The following is a 25,216-nucleotide window of genomic DNA, read 5'->3' on the forward strand; positions in this document are numbered from 1 at the left end:
CGAACGGCGGCAGCGCGGCAGGGTGCGGCCTTGGTGGGGTTACCGGCCGGGCGCGGTGAACGGCGGCGGCACGGGAAGGATCCGCCGCGCCCGCTGCAGCACCTCGTCGGCGACCGGGATCAGCGTCCCTGCGTTCGGCGCGGTGGTCGGGGTGGTGCGGTGCCAGCTGTGACCGGGGCTGCTGGCGATGATGGTCCAGGTGAACAGTGGGGTGAGGACCTCGGCGACCGCCGTGCTCTGCTTGGCGTAGCTGTCCCGGTACACCTGCACCCGCAGGACGTACCCGTCGGTGTGGTGCACCCGGGTCAGCTCGTAGCTGCCAGGGCCGCCCTGGTGGAACACCTCGTCGACGATCACAGCGACCGGTCCTTCGGGTCGGCGGCGCGGAAGGTCGTCTCGGACGCGACGAGGGTCCACGGCCACTGGTAGGCGCCGATGGCGTAGCAGCGGTTGGCGTCCGGGGCGACCCGGTCGTCCTCGATCCAGCGGCCGTCCAAGCCGTCGTCGTGCTCCCACTCGACGGCGACCTCGTCGCCGTCGAACCGCAGCCGGGGGTGCTCGCCCGGCATGTCACCGGGGTAGAGGCCGTCGAGGTGGGTGGCCATACGCTGCACCGCGAACAGAGGGAAGCGGCACAGCAGTCCGCTGCGGGTGAGGGTGGTGTAGCCGGGGGCGACCATGGCGCGGTAGGCACCGCCGCCGACCACGTCGCAGGTCACGGTCGCCGGGGTCCAGGTGGACAGCGGCGGGGGGATGTCGCCGCGGTGGCGGGAGATGCGGTAGCGGTCTCCTGCGGCCTCGCTCGCCGGGTCGGGGTGCAGTCCGAACCAGTGCGCACCGTGGTGGCGGGCGTAGCGGAGCAGGTCCAGCAGGTCCCGCCGGCCGTCCCGGTGGTCGGTGTGCAAGGGCAGGAATCCGTGTCCGTCGTCGGCGGGGACCGGGTTGCCGGTGGCGCCGGTGGCGGTGTGGGTCCACGTTTCGGCGAGGACCCGGTGGTCGGCGCCGTCGGCGTCGTACCAGCGGGGGATCCCGTTGGAGGACAACCAGTCACCGTCGGTGTCGTGGGACCAGATGAGCGCGGCCTGGTCCGGGACGCCGGCCCGGTACTGCTGCCGGGTGCGCAGGTGCGCGGTGGTTGCTGCGGCGTGTTCGGCGAGGGGCAGGACGTCGTCGACGCGGAACCACAGTCGGCCGGACATGGCGAAGGAACCTCCTGGTAGGGGAAGAGGGAAAGGTCGGCCGTTCACCGGCCGGGCTTGCGGGGAGCCCCAGCCCGGGGCGCCGGGCGGTGCCGCACGGGGCCGGCAGTGGGTCCACGCCACGCCGCTTTGGCCCCCCGTGGGTACGGCAGATCGCCCGCAGGAGCGGGTCGGATGTAGTGCAGGCGGGCGCGGTTCAGGTGGTGGTCAATGTCGTGTGGGGGGTGTGGCCGCACTCGTCGCGGCGGGTGTGTGCGTCGGAGGGCCGGGACGCTCAGGGACGCGGCTGCAGAGCTCGCGTCTGCAGAGCTCGCGTCTGCTGCTGCTGCTGGTGGCCGGGGCGGCGGGGAAGGGGGTGGAGCCGGCCGGGCCGCCGCCGATCCCCAGGGAAGAAGGGATGGGTGGCGATGCCCGACCGGTTCCGGATCCGGATCCGGTGGTGCTACAGGGCGACGGCGAGCAGCCGCTGGTCGGCCTCGATGGTGTCGAGGTACCGGGTCGCCTGCTCGAGGTAGGTCACCCGGTGGGTGAGGACATCGCTCGCGGGTGCGAACTTGTGCCCGTCCGGGGTGAGCAGGGCGTCGCCGCACACGGCGGTGGTGGCGCTGTAGTGCTGGTAGGCCATCGGGCCTGCCTGGAACATCTCCAGCTCCCCAGGGCTGAGGTGGGCGGCGCCGTAGCTGGCCGCGTTGTGCATCCGCATCGCGTTGACGCGGGGCTGGTTGTTGAAGTCCGCCTCGGCCCGCTCGCGCGGGTATTTGGCGGGTTCCGCCAGGTGGCGGGCCAGCAGGGTCGGCCACGGGGTGGCCGGCCGGGTGCCGTGCACGACCTGCTGCCACAGTTGGTGGCGGATGCCGGCGCCGACGCCGGCGGCGTGACGCATGGCGTCCAGGTCGAGCAGCTTGACCGGTCCGCCGGCGCAGTACACCGGACGTCCCTTGCGCGGTGCGACCAGGTCGCGCCGCTGCCACAGCCACATGTCAGGGATGGCCCAGAAACGGGACTGCAGGGTGCCGGACACGCCGAAGTGCCGGTCGAGCTGGGTGGCGGTCAGGGCCTGCGACGGCAGGCCGTCGGGCAGGCAGACGATCATGGTGTTGATCGTCGCGGTCGGCGTGACCACCGGGCTGGTGGGCGCCGTGGTGCTGGCGGTGGTGGTTGCCGCGGGGGCGGGCTTGCGGCCCGGGCGGGGCGTCACCGTCGGCACGCGGGTGCCGTAGCGGCTCAGCGGAGTCGCGGCACCGTTGGTTGCGGTCATGAGGGGTTCCTCCTTCGGTCGGGGCGCGTTGTTGGGCGCGCGGAAGTGGTCGGCCCACCGGGTACATGGGTCGACTCACGGGACGAACAGGGAATGGGTGCAGCAGAGTCGCTGCTGGTGGAGCGGGCTGGTGCTGGCGGTGCGGGTTGGTGCTGGCGGTGCGGGTTGGTGCTGGCGGTGCGGGTGGGTGCTGGTGGTGCTGGTGGTGCGGGTTGGTGCTGGTGGTGCGGTGCGACCTGGGGGTCGCCGCGCGGCGCGGGCGCCGACCGGCCGTGAAGGCGGGTGGGCGGAGCGCACCGTTGGGGTGCGGCGGTGGTTCCCGAGATGGGACCGGACCGGGTGGAGCGATATATGGGTGAAGGTGGTGCCGATGACGGTAGCGGCCGGATCTGTCAGCGCCGGCCGCCGTCACGATCGTCAGAAGTGCGGTTGACCTGCCCTGTCAGACGACCGCTCGATTAAGCGGGTGAGGAACGGTGAGGCTGTGAGATCCGGTCAGTCTCACAGTCGCCCACGACGGTGGACGACCCCCTCCGCGTGCGGTGAAGGTGGGCGTCAGGGCTCCGGGTCGGCGGGGCCGCTCAGGTCGGTGTCGGTGAAGCGGTGCGGGTTGGTGGCCGGGTTGTCCGGGCCGTGATCTGAGGGCAGTTCATGCAGCCAGCGGCGCAGGCCCGGATCGGTGGTGAGGGTCCAGGCAGGCCCGGCGGGGTGCTCGCCGTGCAGGCCGGTGGCGACGGGCATCGCGGTGGGCACTCCGGCGAGGGCGTCGAGGAGGTGCTGCTCGCGGCGGCGGCCGGGGACGCGCAGCAGCACCGGGTACCGCGGCCCGTAGCGGGCGAGCTGCTCGTAGCCGCGCAGCTTGCGCAGCACGGTGCCGAGGGGTTCGGTGCCGTTGTCGTGTTCGAGGAAGAACCCGACGGTGTGCCCACCGGCGTGCCAGATGCCGTGTCCGTCGGGCTGGACACCGGTTCCGCTGCCGGCGGCGTAGGAGGCGGCGGCGAACGTGGCAGTGGTGTGTTGTTCGGACCACCACCGGGCCAGCCGGGCGTGCTCGTCGGTGCGGGCGTAGCCGAGCAGGTCGATGAAGAGCTGGTTGGTGCCGAGCAGGTGGGGCAGGCGGCGGCTGCCGATGATGCGTTCGGTCCGTTCGATGCTGGTCCGCGGCGCTCGGGCACCAGCGCTGTTCGGGTCGTTGAACTGGGTCGGGTGGACCACGGCACCGAGTGGGCCGAGGGTGTAGAGATGCTGGCCGCTGCCGGTGGTGACGTCCACGAAACGACTGACCGCCTCCATCTGGTGCAGCTGGGCGAGGCGGAGCCGGGCAGAGCGACGGGACGGGAACAGCGCCGACGTGATCTGGTCGGTGGAGAGCACGTAGTGCTCGGCGAGCAACCGCAAGAGTTGATGATCACGGGTGGTGAGTCGACGAAGCCGGTCCAGACGAGCGAGACGGGAGGACGAACGGGAACCGGACGAGGAGCCGGAGGACGAGGCGGACGACGACCGGGAGACGGAGTTGTTGGTAGGCACGGTGGATGCTCCAGGCGGAAGAGGAGTTCCCTCCGAGGGGAGGGTGTCTGAGTTCGGTGAGGTGGTCACCGGAGGCTGGTGACCGCCGGTGAGCGGCACTGACAGACCCGGAGAGCCGGATCTGTCAGTGCGGTGTGGTGATCGGTGGTGAAGGGCTGGTGAAGCCCTCACGGAAGGGGTGACCGGGACGCAGTAGACCCGGCCGACCTGGCCGGCCTGGTCTGTCGATCTATCGCCAACCGCCCTGCGGCGTTCAGGCGTTCGCCTTCGGACCGCTCTTGCCCCGGGCCCGGCGGTTGTCGTCGGGTCGGGCCGAGAACCGGTCGACGAGGTCGTCGATAGCGCTGGTGTCCTGCGCCGGCACCGCCTCCGCCGCGGCCTGCCGGATCACCGTCGCCTCCCCCACGACCGGCTTCGGCGGCCGGGTCCTGAGGGTGAACGCCGGCGTCTGCCGCCCGTCGACGACGAGGCGTCCGGCGGCGGTGTAGGCGTCCAGGTGGGTCAGGTCGTGCTCGTCGAGTTCGGGCAAGGTATGCCTCGCGAGGACGCGGGCGTCCTCGGGGGCGACGGAGAAGTACAGCTTGTTGCGGGCGTTCGCCGACGCCGCCGCGAGGAGGTCCTTCGGGAACTGGGCCAGGTCCTGGTGGGCGAGGACCATCGACAGCCGGTACTTCCGCGCCTCCGCCAGCATCGAGTCGAGGGAGTTGGCGAGGGTCAGGAAGTTCTGACACTCGTCGATGATCAACGTGGCGTCCCGGCGTTTGTCCGCCGGCACGGCCGCCCGGGCGGTCGCGGCCTGCCACACCTGCGCCAGAACCAGGGAGCCGAGCAGCTTGCTGGTGTCCTCACCCAACTGCCCCTTTGGGATGCGTACCAGCAGCGCCCCACCGTCGAGGACTTTGCCCATGTCGAAGCTCGATTGGGGGTAGCGCATGGTGCGTTTAACGAAGTCCCGCAGCAGGAACGCCCGCAGGCGGGCCAGGACCGGGCCGATGACCTGGGAGCGCAGGGCCGGGTTGAGGTCGTCGTACCACTGCCAGAACCCGGACAGGCCGGCCGGATCGTCCAAGCCGACGGTCATCGCCGACCGGAACTGCGCCGAGTTGAGCAGGGGCGGGATGTGTTGGAGGGTTACGTTGGCGTGCCGCAGCAGGGTCAGGCAGGCCACCCGCATCACGTCGTCCATCCGCGGCCCCCACGCCTTCGCGAAGATGTTCCCGAAGATCGACACCAGGTTGTCCACGACCAGGTCCGGGTCGCTGCCGGACAGCGGGTTGAGGGTCGGCGGGTTGGGCTGGTCGGGATCGAACAGCACCACCCGCCCGGCGACGCTGGCGGGAAGCCGGTCGAGGATGTCCAGGACCATGTCGCCGTGCGGGTCGATGACCACGGTGCCCCGGCCGGCTTTGATGTCCTCGACGGCCATGTTGACCAGCAGGGTCGTCTTCCCGGAGCCCGTCGATCCGACCACATGCATGTGATACCTCGCATCGGCGACGGACAGGGCCACCGCGTGGCCACCGACTTCGGCGTCGCCGAGGACTTTCATCCCGCGGCCGCCGGTGGGCACCGCCACGGGGGCGGGCATGGACTTCGCTCGCGCCCGGTCCAGCCCCGGAACGGCCAGATCCCGTGGCAGGGCGGCGAGGACGGCCAGCTCGGGGGTGGAGGCCAGGAACCCCGCTCCGAGCCGCCGTGTGGCCAGCACGGCCACCGGTTGCGTCATCCGCGCCCGGTGGGCGAGCCGGTTGCGGCCGGCGTAGACGGCGAACGACGAGGCGACCGCGTCCGCGACACCTCGCAGCCTGCCCTCCGGCCGGGACCCTCCGCGGTGGTTGTTCTTCGCGATGGCGTAGCGGATGCCGATCGTCCACAGCGGGTGGGCGGTCTTGTCGAGGATCGCCCGCACGTCCCGCTCCACGCCGGGGTCCCGGCGGCCGGCCGGCTGGCCGCCGCCGCTGCGGGTGGTGGCGGTACGGCCGGGCAGGAACGCCTCGACGAGCCACAGCAGCGGCGCGGCGGGATTGATGGCCGGTACGGCCGTCTTACCGTCGCGCATTCGGCCGGCGGCGCGACGGGCGCGTGCGGCCCGGCGGGGGGTGGCGGGGCGGGCGAGGACCTGCACACAGACGTACTCATCCGGTTTCAGCTGCGACCCGGCCGACATCAGCGCCCGCAGCGGGTCGTTGTCGTGGTCGGTTTCGAACGGCAACCACTCCGCGGCGGTCGGCAGCAGGTGCCCGCCGACGGCGGCCGGCACATCGAGGGGGATCGGCGGTGGGGCCTGGTTGTCGGTGGTGCAGGCGGCGCCGGGCCACGCGGCCCGCACGGCGGCCTCGACCGCCCCGGCCGGCACCGTTCCGGGTACCCAGAGCGAGATGAGGAGCTGCCGGCCGGTCCAGGTGTACTGCCACGCGACGTGCGGGGCGCCGTACAGCAGCCTGCGTCGGCGGGACGGGGTGAGCGTGCCGTGCAGATTCGCCCACAGCGCGGCGGCGCTGTGCGGGTCGACCTCCGGCGGTGGGGCGACCGTGACGAGGCGGGCGCCCTCGAGGTGGCGGCGGTGCCGCCACCCGTCGAGCAGGTTCCGCCCGGCGACGTAGACGACGAGCAGGGCGGCGGCGACTGCCAGGAGCCACGGCCGGTCGGCCGCCCACTGCGCGGCGTGCAGAATCCAGCGGGTGGGCGCGACTGGCGGAGAGATGAGACCGGCGCCCGGCCCGGACGGGCTGGGCGCCGGCATCGGCGAGAGGGCACGCAGGGGTGTCACAGCTCATCCTCCCCATCGTCGGAGTCGAGGTCGGCGAGGTCGGACGGCTTCGTGGTCGCGAGAAGGTGTTCGGCCTGGGAGGAGATCGACTCGAACGCGGTCCGGTTCGTGCCGGAGATCAGCAGGCCGTGCCCGACCCGGGCGGACAGCAGCATCCGCCGCTCGCCCGCGGTGAGACCGAACGCGTCGGCGACCTGATCGATGGCCTGCGGGGCCTGCTTGAGCAACACCTGCGTGGCCGCGTTCGACACGACGGCCTGGCCGAGGTCGGTGCCGAGCACGTCGGCGACGTCCTGGGTGATGACCGACAGGCCAGCGTTGCGTTTCCGGCCGGCCTTGGACATCTTGAACAGGAACCGGGCGCCTTCCCCGTCGCGCATCAGCAGCCATGCCTCGTCCACCACGACCAGCCGCCGCGCCTCCGGCGAGGAGCTGGTGCGGTACTGCCGCGGCAGGTCGACCTGCCGCCAGATCTCGTCCAGGGCGAGCAAAGTGCCGACGGTCCGCAGCTCGTCCGGCAGGTGCCGCAGGCTCCACACGACGAGGTGCCCGTCCGGGCGGGTCGTGGTCGGGGAGTCGAACAGGTCGGAGTACGAACCAGCCACCCACGGGGCGAGCCGGGCGGCGAGTTCGTGCGCGGCGGCGGCGTCGTCGGCTCGCAGGGTCGCGGCCAGATCCTTCAGCAGGGGCGCCGGCCGGTGGTGGGTGGCCGGGTCGGCCGTGATGCCCGCCTGCCGGTAGACGGCGAGGATCGCCCGGTCCAGGGCGGCGCGTTCGGCGGGCGGCGGCAGCTGCCCCACCAACACGCTGATCAACGTGTGGAGGAACAGGCCGCGGCGGGTGAGCACGTCCGGGCGGATGTCCCCGGCCGGCAGGTCCAGAGGGTTGATCTTCACGCCGGGTGCGCCGAGTCGCACGATGGTGCCGCCGACCGCGTCGGCCAACCGGAGGTATTCGTCCTCGGGGTCAACGACGGCGACCTGCACCCCCTGGTACAGGTTGCGCAGCACGTCGAGCTTGACGAAGTAGGACTTCCCGGCGCCGGAGCGGGCCAGGACGACGCTGTTGTGGTTCTCCTGCGCCCACCGGTCCCACCAGACGATGCCCTGCGAGTCCGGGTTCACCCCGTACAGGACACCGCCGGTGGTGGCCGGGTCGCCGGGCAGCGGCGCCGGCAGATCCGCGCTGGCGAGCGGGAACGCCGCCGCCAAGGCCTGGGTGTCCATGGTGCGGCGCATCTGCAGGCTGTCCGTCGCCAAGGGCAGGGTGGTGGTCCAGCCGGGCAGATGCCGCCACGTCGCGGGCTGCACTTCGATCAGGGTGGACGCGGCGGCGGCCTTCACCTGCGCGCACGCGTCGAGGAGTTCGGGTTCGGTGCGGGCGTGCACGGTCAGGTACAGGCCGACGCGGAACAGCTTCGCTGCCCCGCGGGCGAGGCGTTCGGCGAGGTCGGCGGCGTCGTCGGCGGCGGCCTCCACGTACGGGTCGGTGAGTTTGCCCTTCTGCTCGTCGGCCCGACGGGACGATTCGAACCTGGCCCGCTGGTTCCGCAGCCGCGACGCCGCGACTGGCGCGGGGATCGGGTCGATGTGCAGGGCGAGGTCGAGGCGGCCCGGCCAGGACAGCAGCGGCTCCAGCCACGCCGGCCCGACCTCGGCCGGGTAGCCGGTGACCACGAGGGTGGCGGCGTAGCCGTCTCCGACCCGCAGGAACCGCGGCGTCACCTCCACCGAGGCCGGTGCCACCGTCGCCGCGACGCCTCCGGCGGGGGGCAGCGCCGTGGCGTCCGGGCGGGTGCGGGTCGTCGGGCGACGTATGCGGATCGTCATGATGATGTCCTTCGGGGTGTCGGACTCCGGGCCGGAGGTCCGGTGATGGTGGTGTCGGGGGCGGCGAGTCCGCCGGGTCGGGGCGGCCGGTAGGGGTCGGCCGCGGCGGCCAGGGCGGCGGTGGTGGCGTGGCCATCCAGGGCGCGGGTGGTGACGCCCAGCCCGGACAGGGACCGGACGGTCTGGTCGGCGCGGCGCCGGGCGGCGTGCTCGCCCCGCTCACCCGCATTGGTGCGGGTGACGATGAGGACCTGCCGGCGCAGCGGATCCCGCCGCTGCGCGAGGTCGTCGAGGAACCGGGCGTGGTCGCCCGCCGCGTCGGCGAGAGCTGGGTGCGGCATCACCTCGGCGGCGTGGGCGAGGGTGCGGGCGGCGGAGTGCAGGTCGACCGGCTGCGCCGACACCACGATCTGCGTCGGCGTCGACAGCGAGTTCAACCAGCGGCCGAAGGTGTCGACCAGGGCGGCCTGCTCGTCGGCGGTGCGCAGCGCCAGGTTGACACTGGTCGCCGCGACCATCGCCGCCTTCACACCGTCGAGGCTGATCTCCCCGTGGTCATCGATGGCGTCGGCGGGAAGCTTCAACGGCGCCGGCAGCATCACCTTCGACGCCGGGGCCTGCACCCAGTCGGGTGTCTTCGCGGTGGTGTCGGTGGTGGACAACGCGCGTGGCGCCCGAGAGTGGCGGACCGCGGAGGTCAGCCACACGTCCATGGGCAGTCCATCGCGGCGGCCGACCGCGAGGCCGAACACCAGGCCGCCGAGGACGACAGCGGCGCCGAGTAGCACCGGTGCGGGCACGATCGCGTGGAGGGCGCGCCAGGCGCCGTAGAAGATGACGGCGGCGACGGCGAGGATCGCGAGTTGCCGGAACGTCAGCCCGTAGAGCACCTTGTCCGGCGCGTCCACGTCGGCGGGCATGCGGGCGGTGACCGGTTGTTCGTCGCGGGGGTCGCGGCTCATCGCCCCACCGCCCGAAGGCCGGGGATGCGCAGGCCGCGGGTGAGTTGCTGCACCACGACGACCCGCACGATCGCGCCGAGTGGGTTGCCGCCGCGTCCGCCGCCGCTGGTGGCATAGCGGCGCAGTAGCCCCGGCACCTTGAGCGTGGTCCAGAGCAGGACCATCACCACGAACAGGTTGAGCACGCCGCCCGGTTCGACCGGTAGGCCGAGCAGCGGCAGCATGTTGCTGGTGTCCAGCAGCATCCACTGTCCGGCGAATAGGACGAACGCCTGCGCCACGGGGATGGCCAGCATGGCGACGTAGGAGCGCCACCACATGCGGGCCACCCCGTCGGTCTGCGGCAGGGCGTGACAGGCGAGGGCGATCGGGGCGACCGCGGTGAGGATCAGGGCGACCGCGAACCGGACGATCACACTGCAGGCCGTGGCGGCGAGCAGGAACACGATGATCGCCAGGCAGACGAGGAATAGCAGCCCGGCGGTCTGGTCCCGGGCGGCGAGCAGGTGGGTCTTGATCGCGTCGAGGGCGCTGTCGCCGTGGAAGTTCTGCGCGGTCAGGGCGGTGGTGAACGCGTTGGCCAGCGCGATGAGTTGGCCGGCGATCAGTTGGGAGAAGTGGGCGGTGACGAACCCGACGACACACCGCGGCATGAGGTCCTTGGCGGTGTAGCGGGCCCGTTCGTCGCCGCCGGCGACCATGGTCAGGACGCCGGCGGCGACGAACACCAGGACGAAGACGGTGTCGACGACCCAGATCGACCGTCCGGTCAGGGCCTGCACCTGCGGCAGCGCGGTGACGTCCGGGGTGATCAGCAGCGCGTGGGTGATCGCGGTGATCAACCCGTTGAGGCAGTCCAGGAGCAGACCGGCGAACCAGTCGAGGATCTGGTTGAGCGCCCAGGTCATCGTCAGCCTCCGACGATTCCCTTGACGACCTGCAGCAGGATCGGCGCGAGGACGGCTAGGCCGTAGCCGATCAGGGCGTTCTTCAACGCGCCCTTGGCCTTGTCGACCTGGGCCGGGTCGCCACCGGCGGTGGCCCAGTACACGCCCGCGAGGACCAGGAACAGGGTGGCGACGGCTGCGAGGATGCCCATCAACCAGGTCTGCAGGTTGGCGATGACGGTGGGTAGGTCGTTGGCGGCCAGGATGACCGGGCCGCCGGGGTCGGCGTAGGCGGCGGCCGGCACCGCCAGCAGCGTCACGGCCGCTGCGGCGGGCGTGGCGACGCGGGCGATGCGGCGAAGCGCGCGAGTGGTCATCGGCGCGTGGGACAGGGCGGTCAGGGCACGGAAACGTACCCACAGCGGGCGGAACATGATGGCGGCACCTCCCGCCCCGGCTCGCGCCGGGGCGATTCGACGTGGGTAGGAGGCCGCCGCTGGGCTCGGGAGACGCCCGTCGGAGGGGACCGTGGTGAACCTCGGGAGGAGCTCATCCTCCCGTTCGGGTAAGCGGTGATCGATGAGGTGTCAGCGCATCAACGTGGCGCGGCACCCGAGGCACCCGGTCCCGTACCGACAAGGCCTCCCGGCCCGGCGGCGGGCGGAACCAGCCCCCTGCGTGACGCCGCAGTGGCGTCGGAGGAGTTCCGCACCCTCAAACCGGCGTTTGTGAGCCGTGGCGAACACCTGCCGATCCCACAGCGCTCCGACGCGACCTCACGAACCTCTGACAGCCCTGGTCAGCGGCATTTCCGACGATCATGCCGCTGGTGGCGGACCTCGCCGTCGGCTCGGCCCCGAATCTCACAGCCGCCGAATCAACACCCCGTCAGCGCCGCTGTCAGATCCGCGAAAGATCCGTCAGGCCCGCTCGGCAGCGGCCACGGCGGTTCTCCCCCGTACCGGGTGGGGCCGGTCGCAGCGGTGGAAAGGGCTGGGTTCGCCGGACGTGGTCGCGGGCCCGACCAGATGGTCGGGCCCGCGACCGGAGAGCCTGCGGAATGGTCGGCGGTCAGGCGGCTGCCAGCCTCACCCGCGCCGCGGCCGGCCGGGCGCCACCGCGGGCGGCCCGGATGTGCTGCCGTCGCTCGGCCGCAGCGGCGAGGTCTTCCCGCGCCCGGGGCGAGGTCGCCTCGGTGAGCATCCCGGCGGCGAGCGCGTCGGCAATGCGGACGTCGATGCGCTCGACGCGCCGCCGCAGCGTGTCGACCTCCAGGCCGAGGCGGGCGGCGATCGGTTCGATAGCCCGCCGGCCCAGCCGCACATCAATGTAGGGCTGCTCGTCGCAGGCGTCGACGATGCCCAACTCGACCGCCCGGCGTACGAGGAGGTCCGGATGGCCGTAGGGACGCTTCGGGGTGCGCGGGCCGGTGACATGCTCGAGGTCGTCCACCGGCACGGCCTCGGCGCCGTCCCGCTGCCGCAGCTCGTGGCCGGCCCGCCACGCCGCCATGCACAACGCCGCGTACGGCGCCGGCTTGGCCAGGTCGACCCGGTCACGTAGGGCGCTCAGGAAGCCGGTGAGGATCTCGGCGTCCAGGTCGTGGGCGTCACCGGCCCAGCCGGTGTGCAGCCGGCCGGCGTAGCGGCGCAGCGCCGGCATCGCCAGAGCGACCGCGGCGATGACCCAGGCGGGCCCGTCGAGACGGGCGCGGCGGACCAACTCCCGCCACACGACATCACGGGCCGTGTAGGCGCGGGGATGCTCCAGCAGCCACTGCCGCAACGCCGGCAGCGCGATGACACCACCGGGCAGACCGCTGTCATCGCCGAGTTCGTCGGCCAGCGGGTCGAGGTCCAGGGACAGCGGGTCGGGGTCGCAGGTCAGGGCGGCGAACGCGGTGTCCACGGCGTCCAGCGGTGAGTCGGGCCAGTCCTTGGCGGACGCGGTCATGTCACAAACTCCCATGTCAGAGACGAACGTCGATGACGGGCCGGAGTGGTGTGGCCGGCGCGTCTGACCGCCATTGCGCCACCGCGGTCTCACCGGCCCCTGACAGCGCAGGCCGACAGGCATGGAACATCGGCTCGACGGCGTCAGCCGCCACCGGCCCCCGCTGGCTGAAGACCGGTGTCAGCGCGCGTCGCCGTTCTGACAAACCCGTGTTGACCTGCGCCTTGACACGACAGGAGGCGGCGGACACAGGACCAAGGCCGCGAGGGACATGACACCGCCGAGGGGTCTGACAACGGGGTCTGCCGGTCTCACAGCGTCTGGCAGCGCCCCGCGGACGGCGTGGTGTCAGCTCGCGACCGGCTGACACCGCGGCCGAGTGTCATCGTCACCGCGCCGTCTGACAGCGTTCGTCCGGCGTAGGGACGGTCTGACACGCCCGCCGCCTCCGATGACAGTCCGGCACCGGTGTCCTCGGTGACATCGCCACCTTCGGGACAGACGCCGCTGCCGTCCAGGACACCGGACGGCGATCTGACACTACCGGCCAGCACCCGCGTGTCATCGATCCAAGTCGCTGTCATGGTTGAGGTGGTCGTGACCGTGCGCGTCTGACAGCCGGAGGTGGCGGAGGGCTGTGACGATCTCACGACGCCCGCCTGGCCCAGTCGAGCCAGCGACCGCCAAATCATCCCGCGTTCCCGAGGTCAGCCGAGCGGACAGGAATCGGCTGTCAGACAGTCGTGAGATCACCGTGAGATCGGCAGGTGTTCGCCACAGCTGACAAACACCGGTTTGAGGGTGTCAGCGCACCACGGCGCGGCGCGGAGCCGACACCACATGAGCGAGCACACGCCGCAGCACCACAACCCGCAGCACGATCCCACCGTCGACACCGGCACCCTGGCCGAGGTCGACCCCACCCCGACCGACCTGGTCGCCGGCGACCCGCCGGTACCGCTTACCGTCTGGCGCACCGCCCGCACCCCGGGCGACGCCGGCCGAAGCATCGGCACCCGCCTCGCCGCCCGGCTCGTCGCCGCCTACAGCCGCCCCGGTGAGGTCGTCGTCGACCTCACCGGCGACCACGCCCTCACCTCCGCCTGCGCGGCCGGGGGCCGTCGGCACCACCCAGCGTGGTTCACCGACGCCTCCAGCCTGATCGTCGGCCCGGCCACTCCCCGTCCGCCCGCCGGCACCGCCGGCGGCACCGACGAGGACGAGGACCTGCCGGAGATGGGGGCCTGGTTCGGAGACGACCTCACCGACCCGGACCTGCACCCACCGGCCGACACGGTCGCCGGCCCGCCGCCCGGCGGTTCCCTGCAGCAGGCGACCAGTCTCGTGGTCGCCTGCTGGCCCCTCGACCCCCACGCCGCGACCAACCGGGTGCGGCTGGCGTGGCTGCTGACCGGCTGCGCCGCGCTGCTGCAGCCGGGTGGCTGCCTGATCCTCGTCGTCACCGTTCCGGCCGGCACCACCGCCGGGCCGGAGGACTTCTCCGGCGTGGTCCAGGCCGCCGCCAGTGTCGGGCTGGGCTACCTGCAGCACCTCGTCGCCGTCACCGCCGACACCGACGGGGACGCGTTCGTCTACCACGTCACCGACGAGGAACTGCTCACCCTCACCACCGCCATGGGCGACAGGTGGCGGGTGGCGCACCTGCGGGTCCACGCGGACCTGATGGTGTTCAGCCAGCCCCAGCGTCAGGCTCCGCGCCGGGGCGGGCGCGAGGGCGGTGGTCGCCGTGGCTAAGCACCGCGCACACACCACCGCCAACGAGCCCGACAAGTCCAGCGGGCAGAACCCGACGGCCGCCGCGAGCACTGACCCGGTCGGACGTCATCGGGCTGCTCCCGGCCCGGAGGGCCTGTCGGTGTGGGCGACCGCCCAGTCCACCGGACCGGTCCAGCGCCGCGGCCGTTACGTCCGCGAGTCGGTGCAGCATCCGGCCCGGATGCTGCCCGCGATCGCCGCGCACGCCGTCAACGCCTACACCCAGCCGGGAGACCTGGTACTTGACCCGATGTGTGGGATCGGCACGACCCTGGTCGAGGCGATCCACGCCGACCGGGACGCGATCGGGGTGGAGTACGAGTCCCGGTGGTCCGACATCGCCGACGCCAACATCAAGCACGCCCATGCCCAGGGTGCGACCGGAAGGGCCGGGGTGATCCGCGGCGACGCCACCGGCATCCTGTCGCTCGTACCCGGGGCCCTGGCCGGGCAGGTGGCGCTGGTGGTGACGTCGCCGCCGTACGGGCCGACCGTGCACGGCTTGGTCCGGCCCGGCGCCGACGGGGTGGCGAAGTTCGACAACGCCTACAACGACGGCACCGACCGCGGGAACCTCGCCTACCGCGACCTCACCGGACTCGCCGACGGGTTCGCCCAGATCCTCGCCGGCTGCCACACCCTCCTGCGCCCCGGCGGAGTCGTCGTCGTGACCGCCAGGCCGTGGCGCAAGCACGGCGAACTCGTCGACCTGCCCAGCGCGGTGATCGGCGCCGGCATCCGGGCTGGCCTCACCCCGGTGGACCGGTGTGTGGCGCTGCTCGCGGCTGTCCGCGATGGCGGGCTCGTGGCGCGGCCGTCGTTCTTTCAACTCCAGGCCGTCCGTAAGGCCCGAGCTGGTGGCACTCCCATGCACCTGATCGCGCACGAGGACGTCCTCGTGTTCGTCAAGAGCCCGGCGCCGGAATCCGGGGTGGTGGCGTGACCGCACCCACCCACCGCTACCTGTCCCTGGGCGCCGGTGTGCAGAGCTCCACGCTCCTGCTGCTGGCCGCCCAGGGCAGGATCCCACCGTTTGACGCCGCAGTCTTCGCCGACACCTCGTGGGAACCGGCCGCCGTCTACCGGCACCTGGGCCGGCTGACCGGGATCGCCGAGCGGGCCGGGATCGAGGTCGTACGCGTCAGCGCCGGGAACATCCGCGCTGACGCGCTCGACCCGGCCCACCGCTTCGCCAGCATGCCCCTGTTCACCCTCGGGCCGGCCGGCGAGCGGGGCATGGCCCGCCGGCAGTGCACCAGCGAATACAAGATCAAACCGATCAAGGCGGAGGTGCGGCGCCGGCTCGGCTACCCGCACCCGAGGCGGGTACCGGCCGGCGTGATCGCGGAGATGGCGATCGGGATCAGCCTGGACGAGATCGGCCGGGCCCGCGACGCCGACGTCGCCTACATGCGCAACGTCTTCCCCCTGCTGGACCTCGGTTGGCGGCGCGACGACTGCTTGCGTTACCTGCGCCGGCACGGCCTCGGAAACACCCCGAAGTCGTCGTGCGGATTCTTCCCTATTAGATCTTCGTGTGACGACTCTCAGTGTTGCAAAGTTGATCTCCCGGTGGCGTGTGCACTGGGTGCCGAGGAACGGCGCCGTGGTAGCAAGTGACCACCCCATACTCCAGCGATGGACCGATCTTGGTGAGCGTGAGGCAGCGTGCCGGATCGATCCCGGAGATGCCTTCCTGGTCGATCCTGACCAGCGGGTGGACGCCCGGCTGACGTTGTACCTGACGCGCTCCTCCTTCGCCCGGCTCGCCCGAGAGACCAGGCGAAACTATGCCGGGGACAGCTGCCTGTTCTTCAACTTCCTGTGGTCGCGCGGTAAGGGCTGGGACCGCGCGACCGCGGAGGACCTGCTCGACTTCGAGGACTGGCGGCGCTGGTCGACGCGCAATCCACGGCGGATCAGCGGGGCGAAGTGGAATCGCGAGCTGGCGGCCCTTCGCCGACTTTACGGCTGGGCCGCCCGGCAGGGCTTCCTGCCCGCGAGCCCGGTGACGGAGCGTGAAGTACGCGGGCGGCACGGCGAGTTGGTCCGGGTGCCGGCGGCGCGGGCGAAGGCCGCTCGGTCGAGCAACGTGAAGTGGTTGACACCGCGGGCGTATCGGTTGTGGCGTGACGTCGGGCTGCGCGGTTACGACGCGGACGGCCGGCGTGATCCGCGGTGGCGGGGGCGCAACGACGACCGCAATGCCGCGTACTCCGACGTGCTGTTCTCCTCGGGCATGCGCCGTTCGGAGGGCGGCTCGCTGCTGACCATCGAGATGCCAGAGATGGCCGCCTCGGACCGGTTGTACTTCGACGCCCGGCTGGGCAGGGAGGCCACGAAGAGCCGCCGCGAACGCACGTTCTACGTGTCCGCAGACGCGCTGCGCGCGGTGTGGGCGTACGTGAACACCACGCGCCGGGCCGCGGTGCGGCGAGCGCAGGCGCACGGCCGGTACGAGCTCGGCGCCGAGCAGATGGTGGTGGTGGACCGGTCCGGCCATGCCGGTCGGGTGCTGCACTGCCGTCTGGGCGATGGCCAGGTGGTGCGGCGTCACGTGACCACTCTGGACGTTGAGGAGCGGCGCTGGCTGTTCGTGCAGGGTGAGCAGGGTTTGGAGCCGCTGTGGTTGTGGCTGGCCGAGAACGGTTTGCCGTTCCTGCCGCACTCTTGGGAGGCGGTCTACCGGGCGGCGTCGCAGAGGTGTGAGGTGCAGCTGGCCGGCCGGGTCGGGCAGCCGCCGTTCTTCACACCGCATATGGCCAGGCATTCCTTCGCGCTCTACATGCTGGTGGCGTTGCAGCACGCGCTCGACAACCGGTTCGGGTTGAGCGTGCAGGAACGGCACGACTTCCGGCTGCTCTACGGCGACGCTTGGAGCCTGGTGAAGAACCTCCTCGATCACGCGAGCGAGGAGACCACCCGCTCGATCTACCTGGCCCCGGTCTCCGATCTGCAGGTCAGATCGCTGCTGCAGGAGCAGGTCGACGGCGGGGCGACCGAACTGCTGGCCCAGATCGCCCGGCAGTCCGAGCGGGTCATGGACACCGAGGGCGGCTGGTGAGCCCCCGGGGCAGAGCCGCCGCGATGCCGGTCGGTGATCACCAGCGTGAGCAGCCGTTGGCGGCCGGTGAGCTGGTGGTTCGACACGTGGCCGAGGACGGCGAACGAACCGCGGTCTACGACTTCGGGACGCTGCCGGTGGCCGACCAGTTGCGTCGGGAGTTCGCCGAGACCTTCGCCCGACGCGTCGGCCCGGACGGGACATGGCGCAGCATCGCCTCCAGCCGGGAAATGTGGCTGATCGCTCTGTACTTCGCCCGGTTCGTGGCCACACTGCAACCGCCGCCGAGCGCGGTCAAAGACCTGACGCCGAGCGTGTGGGCGGCGTTCAAGTTGAGCCGACCGGACACCACGGTCGGGCCGGTGCAGCTGCGCAAGATGGCGACGTTCCTACGAGATCATCCGCAGCTGCCGCACGAGACCCGGCTGCTGCTACTCACCCAGCGCATCCCCAACGCGGTGGTCCGCGAGACCGCATACTCCGACGCCGAGTTCGACGAACTCAAGAAGGCGGCGGCACGCCGGTTCCGGGCCGCGTTGCAACGGATCCGGCAAGGTCGCGAGCACCTGGAACGGTGGAGAGGGGGCCAGTTCGCGCCGGCCACCCGTGAGCACCTGGTCGGCGAGGCACTGGACCACCTTGTCCGATGCGGCGAAGCGCCCAGCTACATCGGCACGGACGGCAGAAAACGCATCGTGTCCGCCTACGCGACGGCGCTGGGCGGCAAGGGGCCTGAGCGCACCTGGATGCGGCTGTTCCTCAGCGGGGAGGAGGCGTGCTCGCTGGTCGTGCTGTTCGTGGCCGCCTACGGCTGGAACGTCACCCCGGTGATGGAGCTGAGGACTCCTGACTCGAGCCCGGACGCCGGCAATCCGGACCAGATCATTCACCGGATCGAGCTGGAGAAACGGCGCCGCGGTGCCGCGTCCCAGTTCGAGACCCGCAACCTCGCCGACTGGGGTGCGAACTCACCCGGACGGTTGGTAACCCAGGCGCTGGAGGCGACGTGGGCCGCCCGGGAGACACTCGCCCGCCTGGGCACGCCATCCGATCGGCTCATCATCTGGCGCCGTGGATGGAGTCCCCGCAACGTCGCGGGCGATCCCAGCCGGTTGTTCGAGACCGGCTGGCAGGACAACGTCTGGCACAATCGGCGCGCCAGCTTCGGCGAAGGGGTCAGCCTCAATCTGCGCCGGCTGCGCAGAACCGTAGTGATCGCGCATCGCCGCACGCCGACGCAGCACACCCGCGAAACCCACGACACGCGCTACGTGCTGCCGGACCCGCGCACCCATGCCGAAGCCGCACCGAAGATCAGCGCCGGCGTCGCCGACGCGATCGCTGCCGCCTACACGACCTTCCGCGCCCGGGCCAGCCGCACCGACAGCGACCCGCGCCGCGACACCGCCACCACGGGCTGCACCGGCTACCACCTCAGCCCGTTCAGCGAAACCGGACAGCCATGCCGGGCGTCGTTCCTGGCCTGCACCGCCTGCCCGAACGCGGTGGTCACACCCCGCCACCTGCCCCGGCTGGCCTATCTACACCAGGCACTCGGCGAGCTGCGCACCGTTCTGGAACCGGAGATCTGGCAGCAGGACTGGGCGGCACCGTTCGAGCGGCTGCACGACCTCATATCCGGCCCGCACTTCACCAGCACCGAATGGGACGACGCGCTGCGCCAGATCACCGCCATCGACCGCGACCGCGTCAACCAGCTGCTGCGACGGAGCTTCGATTCATGACCCACGCCCTGAACCTGCCGTCCGACACACGCGCCGTCCCCGCAGCCCACGATTGGGTCTTCGACCCCGACCAAGTCCAGCCGCACCGGCGAGCAACCGTCCCCCGCTACGGCGACGACCGATGGTCGCTGCTGGCCCTGAGCCAGAACCCCTCCACGCGCGAGGGCATCGTCTACTGGAAGAAACGGTTCCCTGACGCCTACCGCGAGGCGTTCCGGCACGCGGCCTGGGCGCTCATCACCCTGCCGCTTCCCCGCACGGTCCCCCTGTCCCACGGCGGAGCACCGATGCGAGCCCAGCTCAGCGCCGATCGGACCTTCAAGACCATCCAGCAGTGGGCCGTATTCGCGCACTGGCTCGTCGCACGCGGCATCCCCACCCTCTCCGCCGTGACCGCAGACGACCTGACCGCGTTCGCCGAGCACCTCCACAAACAGCGCGGCATGGCCCGCAACACCGCCTGCAGCCATCTGATCACTCTGACTCGTCTGCACTTCTACGGCACCGCCTTTCTGCCGGCCGCCAACAGGCTCACCGAGCCGCCCTGGCTGCGCGACGGCCACGACGACTACCTGCCCGCCGCGTCGTCACGAGGCGAGAACCTGACCGAGCCCATCACCCCGCAGACGATGGGACCGCTGCTGGTGTGGTCCCTGCGGTTCGTCGAGCAGTTCGCCGACGACATCCTCAACGCGCACCAAGAACGCGCACAGATCATGGCGGCCGCCGCCGCGGCGGACTCCGGCCCGACGGCCACGGGCAGCGACCAGCTGCTGCGCTACCTGCACGCGACCAAGCAGGCCGGCGACCCGATCCCGGTGATCTTCGCCGGAGGGCTGCCAGCCCGAGCGGCGATCATCTACCTCGCTGCGAAGACCGGCACACCGACACGCACGGTCGCAGCGACCCTCCAGCGGCCGATCTGGCGGGAATACCTTCGAGATCACCACACGTCAGCCCCGCTGGACACCCCGGTCACCGGCCAGCTCGACGGGCAGCCCTGGCACGAGCCGTTCCTCTACCACGAGCGGCAAAACCTGATCAGGATGCTCTCCACCGCCTGCTTCGTCGTCATCGCCTACCTCACCGGAATGCGTCCCGGTGAAGTCCTGGCGTTGGAAGCAGGCTGCTGCCCACAGCCGCCCGCGACCGGCTCTGGACGACAACTGATCTACGCGACGGCCCTTGAGGACGCCGCCCCGGACGAGGACCCACCCGCCCACTCGTTGATCCACGGGCGGCAGTTCAAACACGCCCTCGACGAGAACGGCGTCCACCAATCCGCCGGAGCCGTTCGAGTCCCGTGGGTCGCGGTCCCGCCCGTGGTCGCCGCCGTCCGGGTGATGGAACGGCTCAGCCAAGGAGGCCGGCTGCTGTTCGACACGATGGCCGAAGACCGTCGCTCCAGCGAGATTCGCACCGGGCGCTCGCTCTCACCGGTCACGGTCCACAACCGGGTCAAGGCGTTCATCGAGTGGGTCAACCAACATGCCCGGTCACGCGGACGCGAAGCCGAGGCCATCCCGGCGGACGCTCACGGCGCCATCAGCCTCGGCCGGTTCCGGCGCACTCTCGCCTGGCACATCGCCCGGCGACCCGGCGGGCTCGTCGCCTTGGCAGTGCAATACGGTCACCTGCGCACTCTGATCAGCGAGGGCTACGCGGCGCGATCCCGCAACGGCATCCACGAACTCCTCGACTTCGAGACCGCCCGGGCTGTCGCCCAGGACCTGACCGACGTCCACGAAGCCCTCGACAACGGCGGCGGCATCTCCGGACCAGCCGCGCGTCGCCTGATCAACGCCGCCGGCACGCAACACCGCCGGTTCGGCGGCCTGGTCACCACCACGCGCCAAGCCCGCAGCCTGCTGGCCGACCCCGCGCTCAACGTCTTCCATAACAGCGACGCGTTCCTGTTCTGCAACTACGACCGCGCCAAGGCACTCTGCCATCCCAGCCGCGGCGGCCAGACCACACCAAGCCTCGACCGCTGCCGCAGTAACTGCGCCAACATCGCGCGCACCGACGAGCACGCCAGCCAGATCGAGAACGCCGCAACCGAGCTCCGCGCCCAAGCGAGCTCACCGCTGCTGCCCGAGCCGCTCGCCGACCGGCTGCGGCAGAAGGCCGATCACCTCGCTCAACTCGCCTCAGACCACCGCACTTCCCGCATCACCACCGATCAGGAGGACTCATGAACGCTCGATCCGCCACCGCCGACCGCGACGCCATCCGCGCAGCAATCGACCGGCTCCTCGCCGGAACACCGCTTCGCTCCAACGGATCACTCACCATCGTCGCACTCGCCGACGAAGCCAACGTCAAACGACACCTGCTCACTCACCGTCACACCGACCTCAAGGACGACTTCTACGCCCGCGTCCGCGCACGCGGCCACGTCCCCGACAACGAACGCAAGCTCCGCGACGACCTCAACAAGGCAACCGACCGAATCAAAGAGCTCATCACCGAGATCAACAAGCTCCAAGGAGAGAACGACGCGTTCGCCCGCATCATCAACGTCCTCGAACTCGAAAACCACCAGCTCCGGACCGGCACGGGCAGAACTGGCCATCTGGTCGCCCTGCCCGCCGCACACGAACGCTGATCCGTCCCCATAGGAGGCGCCTCCGGCGGCCGGGGGTAGATTCGCCGCCACATCGGTCTCGACGGGAAGGTCAACGAGGAATGGACGCCAGAACCGAAGAACTGCGAAACGCTCATGACGTGCTCTCGGAGTGGTACGCCAAGAACCTGGGCGGAGTGCTCGAGAGCATGCCGATCGAGCGGGCGATGCTCGACCTGTTCGCCGAGATGACCTTGGCCGTGGGCACGCAGATCGCCGACGTGGGCTGCGGCACCGGACGCCTTCTTCCCTACCTTACGAGCCGGGGTCTGTCGCCTCGCGGCGTGGATCTCTCGCCCAAGATGATCGAGGTGGCACAACGGGAGAACCCCGGTTTCACATACGAAGTTGCCGATCTGCGCGATCTGCCGTTCGAGGGCGCCTCGCTGGCTGGAGTGGTCTGCTGGTTCTCGCTGATCTACCTGGCACCAGACGCCAGGATTCCGGCCTTCGCCGAACTCGCCCGGGTAGTAAAGCCGGGCGGATACCTGGTGACCGCCTTCAAGCACGGCGACGGCACCGGGCACCGTAACCCTCCCGGCAGCCGCGTCGAGAGCTTCGGCATCGACTTCGACCGCTACTGGCTCTCCGCTCGAGAAATGGAGGAACGCTTCGCCGCCGCCGGGTTCGCCTTGATCTTCCAGGGCAACACGCCACCCGAAAAACCGGAGCCCTCATACGGGTACATGCTTGTCCGCAAGACTGACTTCGGAGGTGCGTAGCCTCAGCCCGGCATAGCCAGGGTTGGCTGTGTCTGTAGCTATGGACCGCACTTCAACGGCGATTTCGATACCGCGTGACCGTCTGCGTTTCTCGTGTCCGCGAGTTCCGACACCACCGCGGGCGAGGTGGCCAGGTCCGCGGCGCTCGGGCCGGTTCCTACGCCAGGGCGGCGGTGAATACGCGTTGGAACCGCGCCACGAAAGCCTTCTCCGTCGACGTCCACGCCAACACCTCGGCCGGCGAGGGCCCGGAGATCACGGGCGGCCCGGTGAAGGCGCGTGCGGTCCAGAAGCGCTCGTTGCGTATGAGACGTTCGTAGACGGCGTCCACTAGACGGGTACGCTGAGCTGTGGAAAGTCCGTAGGCGTCGGCCAGGACACGGACCTGGTGCGCTTGGCTGGCCGCGTCTCCTCGTGCCGGCTTTGACGAGATACACCATGACCAGGCCATATAGGCGACGTCTTCGAGGGGGTCACCGACGGCGGCAAAGTCGAAGTCGATGAAAGCGATCGGTCGACCGTGACGGAAGACAGTGTTGTTCGGCCCTGCGTCGTTATGGCAGATCACTGGCCCATCGCCGAGATGATCGGCGAGAGCTCGGCTCGCCTCGTGGAAGCGGCGCAACAGCGCTCCAGCAGCCGCGACCTGGTCATCTGTTAGAGCGCGCCACTTCGCAGGGACATCGCCCGGCAGGAAGGCCAGGATGTCCCGGTCGAGCTCGTCGCAGCCGAGATACTTCGGGACGCCGTCGAAGCCGGCCTGAGCAAGGTGCAACAACAGCGTCCTCGTGAAAACCGACTTTGGTCGTCTCACCGTCTCACCGATCTTGACGACCCCGGGGGTCAACCGCCCGCCGCCCAGAATCACTTCGGACGGGTCGGCTTCCTCATCGGCGAACACTCGCTCAGCCTATGCGCACTGGCCGACGCCATAACTCGTCGATCAACGATCTTCGGACACAACACCCTGGAACTTGACAGGGAAGTCGGGTGCCCGTTCCACGACGACGGCTTCTGGGCCGCCCTGCGGGAGAACAGCCCGACCGAGTGGGCCGACGCGGTCGCCTTCGACACGGCGGTCCGCCACGGCTCCGCCCGGGCCAACGCCGCCGGGCAGCCACTGCGCGGCCAGTTCTTCCTGCATCGGCAGCGGGTGCCACTCGACGAGGTGGTACTGCATCCACGCCCGCGGCCGGCGGACTCGCCGAGCTGCGGGCCGTGGACCTGCCCCCACGACACTCCCGTGCCCGGCGGCGCTGACCGTGGGGAGGTGGCGTGACCATTGCCCACCCAACCTCGCCACGGATCGGATCGCTCTGCACCGGCTACGGCGGCCTCGACATGGCCGTCGAGCTGGTGCTCGGTGGCCACCTCGCCTGGTACGCCGAAACCGACCGGCACGCCACCACCGTCCTGGCCCACCATTGGCCCCACGTGCCCAACCTCGGCGACATCCGCACCCTCGACTGGAGCAGCGTCGAACCCGTCGACATCCTCACCGCCGGATTCCCCTGCCTCAATGACACGCTGGGTGGGCCGTCTTCGGACGGCGCCGACGCGGTAGCGGGCTGACTCATTCCCGTGTTGTCGCCCCGTGTGGCGCTGGGCGGGTCGGTCTGCCGCCGTGGTAGATACGCCACGGTGGCGGACTGACTCGTTTCCATGCTGTCGCCCTGCGGGGTTGACGAGGTCTTGTCATGTCGTCCGCCGCCGTGTCGACCTGCCGGCGTGACTTGATTGGAGCTTGGTCCCGATCCCCGATTGAGGCATGTCCGCCGGCTGGTTCCCCTCTCGCCGTTTCGACCTGGGAGTTCAGCAGAAGTGATAGTTCTTGGTGTCGACCCCCACAAGGACCTGCTGGTCGTTGTCGCGGTGGACAGCAACGGCCGTCAGGTCGACGTGACGTCCGCGCCGGCCCGGCCGCGCGGGGTGAAGTCTTTGCTGCGGTGGGCGCGGCAGTACGGCGAACGGCTGTGGGCCGTCGAGGACGTCCGGCATGTCGCCGGCGGTCTGATGCGGGGTCTGCTCGCGGCCGGTGAGTCGGCAGTGTGGGTGCCGACGCAGTTGACTGCCCGCTACCGGCGCCTCGGTCGGGGCCAGGGTAAGAGCGATCCGATCGACGCTCTCGCCGTCGCCCGCGCCGCGCTGCGGGAGGACCTGCCGCCGGCCCGGCCGGAGGACGAGTCACGCGTGGTGAAGATGCTGCTCGACCACCGTGAGGACCTGGTGGGTGAGATGGTGCGCATGTGCTCGCGGCTGCGGTGGCTGCTGCACGACCTGGACCCGGACTTCGCCGAGACGATTCCGGCCCGGAAGCTGCACAAGCGCCGCTGGGTGACGCATGTGCGTGACTACCTCGCCGCGCAGGCGGGGAGTGTGGGTCTCTCGATCGCTGCGGAATTGCTCGACCGGGTCGAGGGGTTGGCCCGGCGAGCTGATCAGCTTGAGCGTGAGATCCACGAGTTGATGAAGGTCCAGGCGCCGCAGTTGTTGGCGCTGCCCGGGTGCGGGCCGCTGTCCGCGGCCAGGATCGTGGCGGAGACCGGCGACGTGCGCCGGTTCCACTCCAGTGCCGCGTTCGCCATGCACACCGGCACCGCACCGATTCCGGCATCGTCCGGGGCGACACACCGGCATCGCCTTAACCGGGGCGGCAACCGGCGTCTCAACGCCGCCGTGCACCGCATCGCGATCACCCAGGCCCGCGTCGACGACAGGGCCCGCCGCTACCTGGACAACCGCAGGGCGATGGGCAACAGCCGCACCGAGGCGATCCGCGCCCTCAAACGCCACCTTGCCCGACACGTCTACGGACTCCTGCACACCGCCAAGCGACTGTCCGGCGAAGTCGCTATCCCGGGGCGGGACGGCCTGCCAGCAGCGGCCTGAACGGTG

Annotated in this window: 21 protein-coding genes; 10 read left to right on the forward strand and 11 right to left on the reverse strand. The window is 70.8% G+C overall.

Annotated elements, in window-relative coordinates:
* Positions 1-39: 39 nt before the first annotated feature.
* From FHU28_RS01565 to FHU28_RS01610, 10 genes are all read right to left on the reverse strand, one after another.
* A complete protein-coding gene (locus tag FHU28_RS01565; protein WP_184680141.1) occupies positions 40-357 on the reverse strand; it encodes a hypothetical protein in 318 nt (105 codons plus the stop codon).
* Positions 354-1,199 (reverse strand): hypothetical protein, encoded by an 846-nt coding sequence (locus FHU28_RS01570; RefSeq protein WP_184680143.1) that lies wholly within the window; start codon positions 1,197-1,199, stop codon positions 354-356. Before FHU28_RS01570 ends, FHU28_RS01565 begins: the two co-directional genes overlap by 4 nt.
* A 442-nt stretch (positions 1,200-1,641) precedes the next feature.
* Positions 1,642-2,457 (reverse strand): hypothetical protein, encoded by an 816-nt coding sequence (locus FHU28_RS01575; RefSeq protein ID WP_184680145.1) that lies wholly within the window; start codon positions 2,455-2,457, stop codon positions 1,642-1,644.
* 555 nt (positions 2,458-3,012) lie between these two features.
* Positions 3,013-3,897, reverse strand: coding sequence for a replication-relaxation family protein (locus FHU28_RS01580; protein ID WP_184689093.1), 885 nt, complete (start codon positions 3,895-3,897; stop codon positions 3,013-3,015).
* 343 nt (positions 3,898-4,240) lie between these two features.
* Positions 4,241-6,730, reverse strand: a complete 2,490-nt coding sequence (locus FHU28_RS01585) for a helicase HerA domain-containing protein (RefSeq protein ID WP_221453410.1) — start codon at positions 6,728-6,730, stop codon at positions 4,241-4,243.
* Between the two features lie 23 nt (positions 6,731-6,753).
* A complete protein-coding gene (locus FHU28_RS01590) occupies positions 6,754-8,586 on the reverse strand; it encodes a VirB4 family type IV secretion system protein (protein ID WP_184680150.1) in 1,833 nt (610 codons plus the stop codon).
* Positions 8,583-9,548, reverse strand: a complete 966-nt coding sequence (locus tag FHU28_RS01595) for a PrgI family protein (RefSeq protein ID WP_184680152.1) — start codon at positions 9,546-9,548, stop codon at positions 8,583-8,585. The genes FHU28_RS01590 and FHU28_RS01595 overlap by 4 nt, the downstream gene beginning before the upstream one ends.
* Positions 9,545-10,456, reverse strand: coding sequence for a TrbL/VirB6 family protein (locus FHU28_RS01600; RefSeq protein WP_184680154.1), 912 nt, complete (start codon positions 10,454-10,456; stop codon positions 9,545-9,547). Before FHU28_RS01600 ends, FHU28_RS01595 begins: the two co-directional genes overlap by 4 nt.
* 2 nt (positions 10,457-10,458) lie before the next feature.
* A complete protein-coding gene (locus tag FHU28_RS01605) occupies positions 10,459-10,869 on the reverse strand; it encodes a pilin (protein ID WP_184680156.1) in 411 nt (136 codons plus the stop codon).
* Between the two features lie 637 nt (positions 10,870-11,506).
* Positions 11,507-12,388: a hypothetical protein gene (locus FHU28_RS01610; protein ID WP_184680158.1), complete on the reverse strand. Its 882-nt coding sequence runs from the start codon at positions 12,386-12,388 to the stop codon at positions 11,507-11,509.
* 840 nt (positions 12,389-13,228) lie between these two features.
* Here FHU28_RS01610 and FHU28_RS01615 point away from each other — a divergent pair.
* The 8 genes from FHU28_RS01615 (at position 13,229) to FHU28_RS01650 (ending at position 22,321) form a co-directional block, all read left to right on the forward strand.
* A complete protein-coding gene (locus FHU28_RS01615; RefSeq protein WP_184680160.1) occupies positions 13,229-14,143 on the forward strand; it encodes a hypothetical protein in 915 nt (304 codons plus the stop codon).
* Positions 14,127-15,107: a TRM11 family SAM-dependent methyltransferase gene (locus FHU28_RS01620; RefSeq protein WP_184680162.1), complete on the forward strand. Its 981-nt coding sequence runs from the start codon at positions 14,127-14,129 to the stop codon at positions 15,105-15,107. The genes FHU28_RS01615 and FHU28_RS01620 overlap by 17 nt, the downstream gene beginning before the upstream one ends.
* Positions 15,104-15,784 (forward strand): hypothetical protein, encoded by a 681-nt coding sequence (locus FHU28_RS01625; RefSeq protein ID WP_260412823.1) that lies wholly within the window; start codon positions 15,104-15,106, stop codon positions 15,782-15,784. The genes FHU28_RS01620 and FHU28_RS01625 overlap by 4 nt, the downstream gene beginning before the upstream one ends.
* Before the next feature lie 97 nt (positions 15,785-15,881).
* Positions 15,882-17,228, forward strand: coding sequence for a site-specific integrase (locus FHU28_RS01630; RefSeq protein WP_221453086.1), 1,347 nt, complete (start codon positions 15,882-15,884; stop codon positions 17,226-17,228).
* A 23-nt stretch (positions 17,229-17,251) separates the two neighbouring features.
* Positions 17,252-18,973 (forward strand): hypothetical protein, encoded by a 1,722-nt coding sequence (locus FHU28_RS01635; RefSeq protein WP_184680164.1) that lies wholly within the window; start codon positions 17,252-17,254, stop codon positions 18,971-18,973.
* The gene (locus tag FHU28_RS32360; RefSeq protein ID WP_184680167.1) at positions 18,970-21,171 is read left to right on the forward strand and encodes a site-specific integrase; all 2,202 of its coding nucleotides are present in this window, start codon (positions 18,970-18,972) and stop codon (positions 21,169-21,171) included. The genes FHU28_RS01635 and FHU28_RS32360 overlap by 4 nt, the downstream gene beginning before the upstream one ends.
* Positions 21,168-21,581, forward strand: coding sequence for a hypothetical protein (locus tag FHU28_RS01645; protein WP_184680170.1), 414 nt, complete (start codon positions 21,168-21,170; stop codon positions 21,579-21,581). Before FHU28_RS32360 ends, FHU28_RS01645 begins: the two co-directional genes overlap by 4 nt.
* An 80-nt stretch (positions 21,582-21,661) precedes the next feature.
* Positions 21,662-22,321, forward strand: coding sequence for a class I SAM-dependent DNA methyltransferase (locus tag FHU28_RS01650; protein ID WP_184680172.1), 660 nt, complete (start codon positions 21,662-21,664; stop codon positions 22,319-22,321).
* Between the two features lie 157 nt (positions 22,322-22,478).
* Here the strand turns inward: FHU28_RS01650 and FHU28_RS32980 are convergent, their stop codons facing one another.
* On the reverse strand, positions 22,479-23,222 hold the full coding sequence (locus FHU28_RS32980; RefSeq protein WP_184680182.1) for a phosphotransferase family protein: 744 nt from the start codon (positions 23,220-23,222) through the stop codon (positions 22,479-22,481).
* Positions 23,223-23,596: 374 nt separating this feature from the next.
* Here FHU28_RS32980 and FHU28_RS01660 point away from each other — a divergent pair, with 374 nt between their 5' ends.
* On the forward strand, positions 23,597-23,893 hold the full coding sequence (locus FHU28_RS01660; RefSeq protein WP_311773500.1) for a DNA cytosine methyltransferase: 297 nt from the start codon (positions 23,597-23,599) through the stop codon (positions 23,891-23,893).
* Between the two features lie 165 nt (positions 23,894-24,058).
* A complete protein-coding gene (locus FHU28_RS01665) occupies positions 24,059-25,210 on the forward strand; it encodes an IS110 family RNA-guided transposase (RefSeq protein ID WP_221453087.1) in 1,152 nt (383 codons plus the stop codon).
* The last annotated feature ends 6 nt before the right edge of the window (positions 25,211-25,216 follow it).

Origin of the sequence: Micromonospora echinospora (genome assembly GCF_014203425.1) — a bacterium.
Classification (GTDB): domain Bacteria; phylum Actinomycetota; class Actinomycetes; order Mycobacteriales; family Micromonosporaceae; genus Micromonospora; species Micromonospora echinospora_A.